Here is a 12656-nt window from a genome sequence, read left to right as displayed (position 1 = left end):
CGATGAAAGATCAGCGTGGCACGGACGACGGGGGAGACCCGTTCGCGACCGGCGGCCACGGCCGCTTCATGTCCGACGGTGTGGCCCCGCCGGTCATCGGCGCCTTACCGATGGACGACGTGGACGAGACGGTGCGGGTGAACCCGGGCGACCTCACTCGCGGCCCGGCGCACGACGAGACGGTTCGGGTCGACCGGCGCGAGGTGGTCTACGACCGCGATCCGCCGACGAGCCCGATCCCGGCCGCGGCGGCCGAGCCGGCGAAGAAGGGCTGGCTGGGCAAGCTGTTCGGCCGCGCGTGACTAGGGCCTGGTTCAGATGTGGCGCACGCGATAGCCGCGCCGAGGTGGCCCCTGACGGCACGGACGAATCGCCCGAATACAACCCGGTATGAGAGACGATCCGTCGGCACCGCCAGGAACCACCTCGATCACGACTCTCACGCACCCCACATCTGAACCAGGCCCTAGTTCTCGACGGCCCAGGTCAGGGTGCGGGCTTCCTCGTCCGGGCGGGGGCTCCAACGGACGTGGGTGATCTCCGTGTCCTCCGGCAGCACGTACACCGTGTGGCCGCCCGCGGTCTGCCCCGGTGAGACGCCGATCCGGTGCGCGGGACGCGACGACAGCGACACCGGCGCCTTGGAGATCGACCGGCCGTCCGGCGTCACCAGCACCAGGTACATGTCCGGCAGCGCCTCGAACCGCATCGAGCCGCGGTTGGTCAACTCCGTGTGCACGACGATCGACCGTTCGCCCTGCTGCAGCGAATATCCCGCCGCGGTGAACAGGTAGTCGGCCGGGTCGACGACCTCGACGAGCTGGATCGCGAGCCGCTCGCCCTCCAGGCCCTCGGCCTCCAGCTTCGACCCGACCCGACCCTCACGCGGCGGACGCGTGGCCGGCTGGGTGCGGTCGACCGGGATCTGCGGCGGCTGGTCGCCGCGCGCCCAGGACGAGCTCTGCGGCGGCCCCCACGTGCTCATCGGGCCGTCCGGCGCCGGGAACGGTTGGCTCGCCGGGCCCGCCTGCGCGGGGAACGGCTGGCTGGCCGGTCCGGTGCGCACCGGGTACGGGCCGCTCGGGCCGTGCGCCTGGTGTTGGCCGGACTGCGGGTATCCCGGCGGCGGGTACGGGGGCTGCTGCGGGTAGCCCCCGGGCCCGGGCGGGTAGCCCCCGGAAGGGGCGCCATACCCCGCCTGCGGAGGCATCCGGTCCAGAATCGCCCGCAGCCGGTGAGGGTCGCACTCGACGCCGACGAGCAGCGGCAGACCGGCACCGGACAGCGCGACGAGCCGGGCGGCGACCTCACGCGGATCCATGCCGAGCCGGGCGGCCACCTCGTGCACCGCCGCCCTGCCCATGTCGGCGACCGCCCTGAGCAGGCGGGTATCCACTGAGTCCGTCGCGACCACGGATCGCACGCTACCCGGTCGGCCGAAACACCGCGTCGGAAGCCGAGTCGCGACACGGTGATGATCCTGATGGTGATCATCCGTTCACGCGGGGCGTCGGTGGCGCGGGGTCGGTGCGCACACGCCCGCGTCGGCAGTTGTGCATCGTCGCGGCGGTGCACGAGGATGGTCAGGTGCTACCCGATCGCCGCGGCCGGTTTCTCCAGGACGCGATGCAGGACGCCGCCAGCGCGTACCGGCGCGGTCAGGCCGCCGCAGGTGGGTCCACGGACCGGGTAGTCAGAGCCCAGATGGGCGTCATCGACACCTTCCGCGACTCAGTGGCGCGGGAGGTGCGCCAAGGCCCGTCCGGCACGTGGCGCGGGCGCTGGCGTCAGTTGCGGTACCTGCGCAGATGCGTGGTGTCGATGCACCGAGCCGCGGCCTCCATCGAGATCCTCAACCGCCTGACCCGGTAGCACACGGATGGTGATCATCCGCTCACACCGGGGCGTCGTCCAGCACGGCGGGGTGGCGCGGGTCGTCGGTGCGCACGCCCGCGTCGGCGGTGTGCAGCGGGCGTACTTCGGCGTCGTAGCGGGCGAACGCGGGCAGCGCCCAGTGCTCGTCGGCGGGCAGGCGCCGGGTCAGCGCCGGGGCGGAGAGCCACAGGTGCACCGACAGTTCGTGCGGCAGGCCGCGGCCGAGCAGCAGTTCGCCGTCGAGCAGCAGCACGCCGCGCGGGGGCAGCACGGCGTAGTCGGCGCGGGTCGCGCGGTCGGTGTCGGCGTTCCACAGCGCGGGCAGCACCCGGCCCGACCCGCCGGGGCCCAGCGGGTCGAGCACCTCGCGGCGCAGCGCGCCCTCGTCGAGCCACAGCTCGTAGCGCGCGCCTGCATCGCGGCGCCCCCGCTCGAACCGCAGCGACGCGGGTCGGCGGAAGTCCGTGGCCGACACCCGCAGCACGGGTCGGCCGAGCACCCGCAGGGCGTCGGCGAGGGTGTCGGCGAGCGTCCCGGGGTCGGCGGGCGGCGCACCGTCCAAAATCACCCGCGTCCACTCGACACGGTCCCGCTCGGCGACCCGCGCGGTCAACTCGTGGACCAACACACCAGGCGACACTGGCCGGAAACGCATGGTGTCCACTGTGCCGGATCCGGCGCTACGACGTCGCGTCATTGCGCTGTCACTTCCGCGCGAGGATCGAGTGGTTCGTTCGGTAGACAGCGGAATCCCTTCAGGATGGGCCTGTTTGTTGCTCGCCGAAGGGATTCCGCTTCATTCAGGTCAGAGGTTGATATTGTTTTCCATCACGTAGCCCCTGACGAACGCGTGCATCTCTGCCGCCGTGAATCGCAGTTCGCCCGCACCGTGATTCTTGCTGTCGCGAATCGCCACGGCGTTCGTGTGACCTGGGACAGATGTGAACTCGACACATGCCTCGGTGTTCTCGTCCTCTCCGTTGCCGCCGCCGCACATTCGGGTCCAGGTCGCGCTGTCCAGTCGACCGGCGTACAAGTCCATCTGTTGCCCTCGTTCCTGTCGATGTCGTACTGTCGGGACATCGTGGACATTGTCGGATTCGCCATCGGCGCGGTAGGGCATTCATGCTGCCCGGATGTTGCACAAAAGCGGCGTTCCGGGCGGTATGGTCGCGTTATCGACCGCAAGTGCATACGGGACAGTTGGGGGCACTGTGAAGAGAGTCGGACTCGCGCAGCTTCGGAAAGCGAGTGGATTCACCCAAGAGGGGCTTGCGGAAGCGTTGCATGTCGACCGCACCACCATCCATCGTTGGGAGTCGGGACAGAGCGTGCCGCTTCCCTACCTCTGGCCCAAACTCGCGACGTTGCTCGGTGTGACCAAGCAGAGCTTGCTTCGTCTGCTCCGCGCCGATGACTCGGCGTCCGTGCCGGTGTTGTCGTCGGTCGACGAGACGCAAGCGGGCGACGCCGGTTCGGCCGTGGATCGCGGTTCGGTGGTCGCCGACGAGGTCAGGCACAGCCAGGAGGCATGGTTGCGGGTTCGCCAGGCGCGCGGTTGGAAGGTCGGCAGGCGAGCGGTGGAGTTGTACCCGGCGTCGGCACGAGCGGAGTGCGGGCCCGTGTTAGCTGGGCCGGGTTGGCTGTTGGACAAGCCGGTCAGTCTGGACGAGGTGCGCCTGGTGCGGTCGTTCGACACCACCCCGACGCCCACGTTGACCGGGTCGCATTCGCACGTACTGCCGCTGAACAACAGCGGTGTGCTGTATTCCGGCTATAGTCGGGCGGTGCGGGACATCGTTCGGCCGCGCCTGCTGGAGAATAGAGTATCCTATCGTCTGCTGAACGTGAATGTGAACAACGGTCTGACGCTCACGTTCGGAACGACGACGTTCTTCGAGACTTTCGATGTTAAAGAGTCGCTCGCTCATGAATTCCGCGGGGCGTGGCTGGCCGCTGGGGGCGTTCTGCCGAAATGGGCGAACCTGCCGCTGCGGCGATCCATTGTCGATCCCTTCGACCCGCGAGAACTGCTGATGTCACCAGGGATCAGCACCCTCACGATTCGTCGTGACAAGTGGGGGGAGCATCGGTTTCTCCTGCACCAACGTGACGGGAACGCGGTCGCGGATGGCGGTGGACTGTGCAGTGTCATGCCTGCCGGAGAATTTCAGCCGTCCTCGGTGGCACAGGCCGACATCGGCAATGATTTCTCCCTGTGGCGAAACATCATGCGTGAGTTCTCCGAGGAGCTGCTGGGAAATTCGGAGCATGACGGTGGTGGTGTTCACTTGATCGACTATGCGGCGGACGAGCCGTTCCGCTCCTTCGAGCACGCGCGGCGGGAGGGGCGGTTCAGGCTCTGGCACTACGGCCTCGTCATGGATGCGCTGACGCTCGGTGCCAGCCAGCGCACGGTGGCCGTTATCGAGGACGAAGTGTTCGACGGGCTGTTCGCCGGGCTGGTCTCGGCCAATGACGAGGGCGACCTCGTCACCTTGGGCAGCGGTGTCGGTGTGCCGTTCACCGCGGACGCGATCGAACGGCTCCGCTCGCGGATGTCCGCCAGTTCGTGGGCGCTACTGCAGATGGCGTGGCGTGATCGAACGATGCTGCTGGGTGACTGAGAGGAGGCTTCATCGGGTGGCACCCCGTCCTCCGAGGCAGCTCGGTTCGTCGCCTCCGGCACGTCGTCCGAGTCACCCGGCAGCCCCGTGAGAGGATCGCTCGCGTGGCTGACTCCTTCGCTCATCTCCATGTGCACACCGAGTATTCGATGCTCGACGGAGCGGCCAAGCTCAAGGACATGTTCGCCGAGTGCGAGCGCCTCGGGATGACCTCGGTGGCGATCACCGACCACGGCCACACCAACGGTATCTACGACTTCTTCAAGCACGCCAAGGGCGCAGGCATCAAGCCGATCCTCGGCATCGAGGCATACATCGCGCCTGCGTCGAGGTTCACCAAGGAACGTATCCGCTGGGGTGACCCGAGTCAGAAGTCCGACGACGTCGGTGGCAGCGGCTCGTTCACCCACCAGACCATCTGGGCCCGCGACGCCGCCGGGCTCGGCAACCTCATGCGGCTGTCCAGTCATGCGTCCATCGAAGGTCAGCTCGGCAAGTGGCCGAGAATGGATCGCGAGCTGATCGCCGCGCACTCCGCGGGCCTGATGGCGAGCACGGGGTGTCCGTCCGGTGATGTTCAGACCCGGCTGCGCCTCGGTCACCCGGTCGAGGCGCTGGAAGCCGCCGCCACCTGGCGCGACATCTACGGGGAGGGCAACTTCTTCGTCGAGCTGATGGACCACGGCCTGGAGATCGAACGCCGGGTCCGCGACGGGCTGGTCGACATCGCCCGCAAGCTCGACATCCCGTTCGTGGTCACCAACGACTCGCACTACACCTACAAGTCCGACAGCGCCGCGCACGACGCGCTGCTGTGCGTGCAGACCGCGAGCACCCTGCAGGACCCGACCAGGTTCCGGTTCGACGGCGACGGCTACTACCTGAAGTCGCCCGAGGAGATGCGGGCCATCGACAACTCGGACCCGTGGCAGGAGGGCTGCCGCAACACCCTGCTGGTGGCCGAGAAGGTCGACATCTCCGGCATGTTCGAGTTCCGCAACCTGATGCCGAAATTCCCCATCCCGGACGGCAAGTCCGAGGACGAGTACTTCCGCGAGCAGGTGTGGGCGGGCATGCGGCGGCGCTTCCCGGAAGGGGTCGACGAGGAGCACAGCAAGCAGGTCGAGTTCGAGATCGGCGTCATCCTGCAGATGGGCTTCCCGGCCTACTTTCTCGTGGTGGCCGACCTGATCCAGTGGGCGAAGGACAGCGGCATCCGGGTCGGCCCCGGCCGCGGCTCGGCTGCCGGCGCGCTGATCGCGTACGCGATGGGCATCACCGACCTCGACCCGCTGGCCCACGGGCTGATCTTCGAGCGCTTCCTCAACCCCGACCGGGTCAGCCCGCCCGACATCGACATCGACTTCGACGAGCGTCGGCGCGGCGACGTCATCCGCTACACCACGGAGAAGTGGGGCGCGGACAAGGTCGCGCAGGTGATCACCTTCGGCACGATCAAGGCCAAGGCCGCGATCAAGGACTCCGCGCGGGTGCTGTTCGGCCAGCCCGGCTACGCCATCGCCGACCGGATCTCCAAGGCGTACCCGCCCGCGGTGATGGCCAAGGACATCCCGCTGTCCGGGCTGTTCGACCCGCAGCACAAGCGCTACAACGAGGCCACCGAGATCCGCGAGCTCTACAAGAACGACCCGCAGGTCAAGGAGATCATCGACACCGGCCGCGGGCTGGAGGGCCTGATTCGCAACGCGGGCGTGCACGCCTGCGCGGTGATCCTCTCGGCCGAGCCGCTGATGGAGACGATCCCGCTGTGGAAGCGCCCGCAGGACGGCTCGATCATCACCCAGTTCGACTACCCGACGTGCGAGTCGCTCGGGCTGTTGAAGATGGACTTCCTCGGCCTGCGCAACCTCACCGTCATCGATGACGCGCTGCGCAACATCGAGCGCAACGGCAAGCCGGTCCCCGACCTGGAAACCCTGGGCCTGGACGACAAACCCACCTACGAGCTGCTCTCCCGCGGCGACACGCTCGGGGTGTTCCAGCTCGACGGCGGCCCCATGCGCGACCTGCTGCGGCTCATGCGCCCCGACAACTTCGAGGACATCTCCGCGGTCGGCGCGCTCTACCGGCCGGGTCCGATGGGCGCGAAGTCGCACACGAACTACGCCCTGCGCAAGAACGGCCAGCAGGAGATCACCCCGATCCACCCGGCGCTGGCGATGGACCTGGAGGACGTTCTCGGCACGACCTACGGCCTGATCGTCTACCAGGAGCAGGTCATGGCGATCGCGCAGAAGCTGGCCGGGTACACCCTCGGCCAGGCCGACCTGCTGCGCCGCGCGATGGGCAAGAAGAAGAAGGAAGTCCTGGACGCGGAGTTCGTCAACTTCTCCGGCGGCATGGAGCGCAACGGCTTCCCGAAGGACGCGATCAGGACGTTGTGGGACATCCTCGTCCCGTTCGCCGACTACGCGTTCAACAAGGCGCACTCCGCGGCCTACGGCCTGGTGTCGTACTGGACGGCGTACCTCAAGGCGAACTACCCGGCCGAGTACATGGCGGGCCTGCTCACCAGCGTGCGCGACGACAAGGACAAGGCCGCGGTCTACCTCGCCGAGTGCCGCAAGATGGGCATCACGGTGTTGCCACCCGATGTCAACGAGTCGGAGAAGGAGTTCGCCCCGGTCGGCGGCGACATCCGCTTCGGTCTCGGCGCGATCCGCAACGTCGGCGCCAACGTGGTCGAGTCGCTGATCAAGTCGCGCACCGAGAAGGGCGAGTTCACCGACTTCTCCGACTACCTGCGCAAGGTCGACACCACGGCGTGCAACAAGAAGGTCGTCGAGTCGCTGATCAAGGCGGGCGCGTTCGACTCGCTCAAGCACCCGCGCAAGGGCCTGTTCCTCATCCACACCGACGCCATCGACGCGGTGATGGACACCAAGAAGGCCGAGGCCGTCGGCCAGTTCGACCTGTTCGGCGCGGCCGGTGGCGCGGACGAGAGCGTCACCAGTGTTTTCGACGTCCGCGTGCCGGACGAGTTCTGGGAGTCCAAGCACCAGCTCGCGCTGGAGCGGGAGATGCTCGGCCTCTACGTCTCCGGGCACCCGCTCAACGGCGTCGAACACGTGCTGACCGCGCAGTCGGACACCTCGATCGCGGCCATCCTCGAAGGCGGCATCGGCGACGGTGCCCAGGTGGTGATCGGCGGCATCCTCGCGTCGGTCAACCGCAGGGTCAACCGCAACGGCGAGCCGTGGGCGTCGGCGCAGTTGGAGGATCTGGCGGGCGGCATCGAGGTGCTGTTCTTCCCCAAGACCTACGCCGTGGTCGGGATGGGCGTGCTGGAGGACGCGATCGTCCTGGTCAAGGCTCGGGTCGCCAAACGGGACGACCGGACCTCGCTGATCGCCAACGACCTGGCCGTCCCCGACCTGTCCAACGCGGCCGGGGCACCGTTCCGGCTGAGCATGGCGGCGACCAAGTGCACCCCGCCGCTGGTGGCCCAGCTCAAGGACGTGCTCGGCGCCTATCCGGGCACCACCGAGGTCCACCTCAAGCTGGTCAACGGCCCCCGCCAGACCCTCCTCAAACTCGACGACACGCTGCGGGTCGCCCCGTCGCCGTCGCTGATGGGCGACCTCAAGGCCCTCCTCGGCCCCGCCTGCCTGTCGTAACCGAGTCTTAAGGAGGCTGCGGTGATCGAGCGGTCCCGAAGGGGCTGTGGCGCACCGGACTCGCGGTGGGTGGGAATGCGGGGAATCGGGGGTCGCGTTGGGTACCGTTTCTGCGGTGCGGGGGCTACATGATCAGGAACCGGTCGGCGGGGTGGTGGCGGCGCGGCTGCGGGCGGTGCGTCCGCACCTCGCGGCGGTGATCCTGTTCGGTCCCCTCCTCGGCGCGGGTGTCGCCTTCGGCCGCCCGGACTTCGAGGCTTCTGCGGCGACGGTCGCCGCGGCGCTGGTTCTCGGGGGCGCGGGGACGGCCTACTTCCGGTCGCGGTGGTTGCGGCCGCGGCGGTGGCCGAGCGCGGCGGCCGCACTCGGGGTGCTGTCCGGAATCCTGGTGGGCACCGCCTTTCCCGCCCTGATCTGGCTGACTGCCCCGCTCGCCGCCGCGGTGCTCGGTGCGGCGGGATGGCGGATCGCCGACCTGGCGCGCGGCCACGTCCTGGAGCCCTACACGCGCGATCTGGCCGACTCCGGCGTCGAGGTGCCGTGGCGGGCGCGGGGCACGGGCGGGCTGGAGCTGCTGGTCGGGTCCGACCGGATCACGCTCGCGGGCAGCCGCGGCCGGTTCCGCACCGTGCGGCCGATGGTGGCGCTCAGCGGCGTCGGCGCGGTCGAGCAGGTGATGGTGGCCCGCCGCGCGACGTTGCCGGTGCCGGGGGTGGGCGAACTCCGCGTCACGGTCACGCCGGGGCCCGCCGTGCGCATCACCGTGCCGCCGGGGGAGTGGATCGTGCCGACCGACGACGGCCGGGAGATCGCCCGACTCGTGGCGCGCCGCAAGGAACTCGCCGGCATCGACTAGCGTCCACTATGGACTGTCAGGGGCCGGTGTTAGCCTGCCCGGCGTGACCCCCGACGAGCTGAGCGCGCTCGACCGCGCGCACGTGTGGCATCCCTACGGGCCCATGCCCGGCACACAGGCACCGCTGGTCGTGGACTCCGCCGAAGGGGTGCGGCTGCGCCTGGCCGACGGCCGCGAACTGGTCGACGGCATGTCGTCGTGGTGGGCGGCGATCCACGGCTACCGCAACCCCGTGCTCGACGCCGCGCTGGTCGGGCAGGCCGGGAAGATGAGCCACGTCATGTTCGGCGGCCTCACCCACGAGCCCGCCGTGCGCCTCGCGGCCCGGCTGGTGGAGATCACCCCCGACCCGCTCCAGCACGTGTTCCTCTGCGACTCCGGCTCGGTCGGCGTCGAGGTGGCCGTCAAGATGTGCCTGCAGTACTGGCGCTCGGCGGGCAACACCGCCAAGTCGCGCCTGCTGACCTGGCGCGGCGGCTACCACGGCGACACCTTCCACCCGATGAGCGTGTGCGACCCGGACGGCGGCATGCACAGCCTCTGGCGCGGCGTGTTGCCCGGCCAGGTGTTCGCCGACGCCCCGCCCGCCGGGTTCGAGCACGACTACGTCGCCCACCTCGCCGAGCTGATCGAGACCCACGCCGACGAGCTGGCAGCGGTGATCGTCGAGCCGGTCGTGCAGGGCGCGGGCGGCATGCGCTTCCACGACCCCCGCTACCTGCACGTGCTGCGCGAGCTGACCCTCGCCCACGACGTGCTGCTGGTGTTCGACGAGATCGCCACCGGGTTCGGCCGCACGGGGGAGCTGTTCGCCGCCGACCATGCGGGCGTCAGCCCGGACGTGCTGTGCGTCGGCAAGGCGCTGACCGGCGGCTACCTCAGCATGGCCGCGACCCTGTGCACCACGCGCGTGGCCGACGGGATCTCCCGCGGCGAGGTGCCGGTGCTGGCGCACGGGCCCACCTTCATGGGCAACCCGCTGGCCGCCGCCGTCGCCACCGCGTCGATCGACCTGCTGCTCGCCCAGGACTGGCGCGGCACGGTCAAGCGCATCGAGGCCGAGTTGACCGCGGGGCTCGCCCCCGCGCGCGACCTGCCGGGCGTGCGCGACGTCCGTGTACTCGGCGCGATCGGCGTCGTGCAGCTCGACCACCCGGTCGACGTGCCCGCCGCGACCCGCGCCGCCGTGGCCGCGGGGGTCTGGCTGCGCCCGTTCCGGGATCTGGTCTACACCATGCCGCCGTACGTCTGCACGCCCGACGACATCGCCGCGATCACCGCGGGTGTCCTCGCCGCTGCCGCGGTCTAACCGGTGAGCGCGCCCGCCAGGTCGGTGTCGCTCGGCTCCACGAGCACCGCGCCGCCCGGCAGCACGACCACCGGGATGTTCCGGCGTCCGCCCGCGAGTTCGGCCGCCCGCGCCCGCGCCGCGGCGTCGCGATCGACGTCGATCTCGGTGAACGGGACCGCGTTGCTGAGCAGCCAGGACTTCGCCCGACGGCAGTCGCCGCACCAGTCGGCGCTGTAGATGACCACACCCTCATCACTCACGCCTCGACCATAACGGAGCCCGGGGGCGGTCTCGGTTCATACCAATTGCCAGGTCTAACGTGAGCACCCGTGAGTGTCCTCGTGATCACCGGGACCGGCACGGGCGTCGGCAAGACCGTCGTCACGGCCGGGATCGCCGCGCTCGCCCTGACCCTGCGGCGGCGCGTGGCGGTGCTCAAGCCCGCGCAGACCGGGGTGGCCGCCGACGAGCCGGGCGACCTCGACGACGTGCGCAGACTCGCGGGCGAGCTGACCACCAGAGAGCTGCGCCGCTTCCCCGACCCGCTGGCCCCGGACACCGCCGCCCGCCGGGCGGGCATGCCCCCGGTGCGCCCGTCCGAGGTGGCCAGGGTGGCAGGCGAACTGGCCCGCACGCACGACCTCGTGCTGGTCGAGGGCGCGGGCGGGCTGCTCGTCCGGTTCGACCCGGACGGCGGCACGCTGGCCGACGTGGCGTGGTCGCTCGGCGCCCCGACCGTGGTCGTCGCCGAGGCGGGGCTCGGCACGCTCAACGCCACCGCGCTCACCACCGAGGCGCTCCAGCGGCGCGGCATCACCTGCGCGGGCGTGGTCGTCGGCGCCTGGCCGGACGAGCCCGACCTCGCCGCCCGCTGCAACCTGGACGACCTGCCCGTGATCGCGGGCGTCCCGCTGGTCGGGGTGTTCCCGGCGGGCGCGGGCACGCTGGCGCCCGAGGAGTTCGCCGCCGTGGCGCGGCGGTCGCTGGCGCCTGCGCTGGGTGGGGAGTTCGAGGCCAAGGAGTTCGCCGGGCGTGACCTACATCGCTGATGCGTGTCAGTCCCATGCGGCAGACTGTCCACCGACCGGACGCCCTGGCCTCTAGGAGGAACCCCGTGACGGCAGCCGCCGAGCGCACCGACGACCGCACGACGAGTGACGACGTGCTCGCCGTCGCCCGCGAGCAGGTGCTCCACCAGGGCGTCGGCCTCTCCGAGGAGCAGGTCCTGGCCGTCCTGCGGCTCGGCGACGACCGACTCGACGACCTGCTCGCGCTCGCCCACGAGGTTCGGATGAAGTGGTGCGGGCCCGAGGTCGAGGTCGAGGGCATCGTCAGCGTCAAGACCGGCGGCTGTCCCGAGGACTGCCACTTCTGCTCGCAGTCCGGCCGGTTCCCGACCCCGGTCCGCTCCGCGTGGCTCGACATCCCGGGCCTGGTCGAGGCGGCCCGGCAGACCGCCGAGACCGGCGCCACCGAGTTCTGCATCGTCGCCGCCGTGCGCGGCCCGGACGCCCGGCTGCTGTCGCAGGTGCGCGAGGGCATCAAGGCGATCCGCGAGTCCGGCAACGACATCCAGATCGCCTGCTCGCTCGGCATGCTCACCCAGGACCAGGTGGACGAGCTGGTCGCGATGGGCGTGCACCGCTACAACCACAACCTGGAGACCGCGCGCTCGCACTTCCCGCAGGTGGTGACCACGCACTCGTGGGAGGAGCGCTGGGACACCCTGCGGATGGTGCGCGAGGCGGGCATGGAGGTCTGCTCCGGTGGCATCGTCGGCATGGGCGAGACCGACGAGCAGCGCGCCGAGTTCGCCGTGCAGCTCGCCGAGTTGGACCCGCACGAGGTCCCGATGAACTTCCTCATCCCGCAGCCGGGCACGCCGTACGAGTCCTACGAGCCGATCGAGGGCAAGGACGCGCTGCGCGTCGTGGCCGCGTTCCGGCTGGCGCTGCCCCGCACGATGCTGCGCTTCGCGGGCGGCCGCGAGCTGACCCTGGGCGACCTCGGTGCCGAGAAGGGCATGCTCGGCGGCGTCAACGCGATCATTGTCGGCAACTACCTGACCAACCTGGGCCGCCCCGCCCAGCAGGATCTGGACATGCTCGCCGACCTGAAGATGCCGATCAAGGCGCTCTCGGATTCCCTGTAGGAGCGCGATGTTCTGCGTGCACTGCGGCCGGCCGCCCGCGGCGGGGGAACACACCCCCTGCCGCGGCGGCCGGGCCGCCCTGGAGCCGCCGCGGTTCTGCGCCGAGTGCGCCCGCCGGATGGTCGTCCAGGTGACACCGAGTGGGTGGTCGGCCACGTGCAGTCGACACGGCGAGACCACCAACGCGGGCACGCCCGCCCTGACCGACTAGTCTCGC

13 protein-coding genes are annotated in these 12656 nt (G+C 70.1%); 9 read left to right on the top strand and 4 right to left on the bottom strand.

Annotated features, from left to right (window positions below; genetic code table 11):
* The first annotated feature begins 2 nt into the window (after window positions 1-2).
* On the top strand, window positions 3-302 hold the full coding sequence (locus tag ACT4N7_RS20970) for a hypothetical protein (protein WP_444830502.1): 300 nt from the start codon (window positions 3-5) through the stop codon (window positions 300-302).
* Between the two features lie 164 nt (window positions 303-466).
* On the opposite strand, the gene ACT4N7_RS20965 is transcribed toward ACT4N7_RS20970, so the two are convergent.
* Window positions 467-1414 carry an AsnC family protein gene (locus tag ACT4N7_RS20965; protein WP_444830501.1) on the bottom strand — a complete coding sequence of 316 codons (948 nt, stop codon included), beginning with the start codon at window positions 1412-1414 and terminating at the stop codon, window positions 467-469.
* Window positions 1415-1587: 173 nt separating this feature from the next.
* On the opposite strand from ACT4N7_RS20965, the gene ACT4N7_RS20960 reads away from it, so the two are divergent.
* Window positions 1588-1872 (top strand): hypothetical protein, encoded by a 285-nt coding sequence (locus tag ACT4N7_RS20960; protein ID WP_444830500.1) that lies wholly within the window; start codon window positions 1588-1590, stop codon window positions 1870-1872.
* Between the two features lie 22 nt (window positions 1873-1894).
* Here ACT4N7_RS20960 and ACT4N7_RS20955 read toward each other — a convergent pair whose 3' ends face one another.
* Together ACT4N7_RS20955 and ACT4N7_RS20950 are read right to left on the bottom strand one after the other, a co-directional pair.
* Window positions 1895-2530, bottom strand: a complete 636-nt coding sequence (locus ACT4N7_RS20955) for a uridine kinase (protein ID WP_444830499.1) — start codon at window positions 2528-2530, stop codon at window positions 1895-1897.
* A gap of 150 nt (window positions 2531-2680) precedes the next feature.
* Window positions 2681-2917 carry a DUF397 domain-containing protein gene (locus tag ACT4N7_RS20950; protein ID WP_444830498.1) on the bottom strand — a complete coding sequence of 79 codons (237 nt, stop codon included), beginning with the start codon at window positions 2915-2917 and terminating at the stop codon, window positions 2681-2683.
* A gap of 172 nt (window positions 2918-3089) precedes the next feature.
* Between ACT4N7_RS20950 and ACT4N7_RS20945 the strand changes: the two genes are divergently transcribed.
* The 4 genes from ACT4N7_RS20945 (at window position 3090) to ACT4N7_RS20930 (ending at window position 10305) form a co-directional block, all read left to right on the top strand.
* Window positions 3090-4502, top strand: coding sequence for a helix-turn-helix transcriptional regulator (locus tag ACT4N7_RS20945; protein WP_444830497.1), 1413 nt, complete (start codon window positions 3090-3092; stop codon window positions 4500-4502).
* A 104-nt stretch (window positions 4503-4606) separates the two neighbouring features.
* Window positions 4607-8140: a DNA polymerase III subunit alpha gene (dnaE, locus tag ACT4N7_RS20940; protein ID WP_444830496.1), complete on the top strand. Its 3534-nt coding sequence runs from the start codon at window positions 4607-4609 to the stop codon at window positions 8138-8140.
* Between the two features lie 115 nt (window positions 8141-8255).
* The gene (locus ACT4N7_RS20935) at window positions 8256-8996 is read left to right on the top strand and encodes a hypothetical protein (protein WP_444830495.1); all 741 of its coding nucleotides are present in this window, start codon (window positions 8256-8258) and stop codon (window positions 8994-8996) included.
* A 43-nt stretch (window positions 8997-9039) separates the two neighbouring features.
* Entirely contained in the window at window positions 9040-10305 is a 1266-nt protein-coding gene (locus ACT4N7_RS20930) for an adenosylmethionine--8-amino-7-oxononanoate transaminase (RefSeq protein WP_444830494.1), read from the top strand.
* Here ACT4N7_RS20930 and ACT4N7_RS20925 read toward each other — a convergent pair.
* A complete protein-coding gene (locus tag ACT4N7_RS20925) occupies window positions 10302-10547 on the bottom strand; it encodes a glutaredoxin family protein (protein ID WP_444830493.1) in 246 nt (81 codons plus the stop codon). The two genes, ACT4N7_RS20930 and ACT4N7_RS20925, sit on opposite strands and share 4 nt — an antisense overlap.
* Window positions 10548-10616: 69 nt before the next feature.
* On the opposite strand from ACT4N7_RS20925, the gene bioD reads away from it, so the two are divergent.
* The 3 genes from bioD to bsaP all read left to right on the top strand — a co-directional run bounded on the left by bioD (window position 10617) and on the right by bsaP (window position 12650).
* A complete protein-coding gene (gene bioD, locus ACT4N7_RS20920; RefSeq protein ID WP_444830492.1) occupies window positions 10617-11336 on the top strand; it encodes a dethiobiotin synthase in 720 nt (239 codons plus the stop codon).
* A 65-nt stretch (window positions 11337-11401) separates the two neighbouring features.
* Complete coding sequence (gene bioB, locus ACT4N7_RS20915) at window positions 11402-12439, top strand: biotin synthase BioB (protein WP_444830491.1); 1038 nt, start codon at window positions 11402-11404, stop codon at window positions 12437-12439.
* 7 nt (window positions 12440-12446) lie between these two features.
* On the top strand, window positions 12447-12650 hold the full coding sequence (gene bsaP / locus ACT4N7_RS20910) for a biotin synthase auxiliary protein BsaP (protein WP_444830490.1): 204 nt from the start codon (window positions 12447-12449) through the stop codon (window positions 12648-12650).
* Window positions 12651-12656 lie beyond the last annotated feature (6 nt).

Origin of the sequence: Actinokineospora sp. (assembly GCF_052390155.1) — a bacterium.
Classification (GTDB): Bacteria; Actinomycetota; Actinomycetes; order Mycobacteriales; family Pseudonocardiaceae; genus Actinokineospora.
Note: the sequence above shows the minus strand (reverse complement) of the source record. Positions and strands in the feature narration are given on the sequence as shown.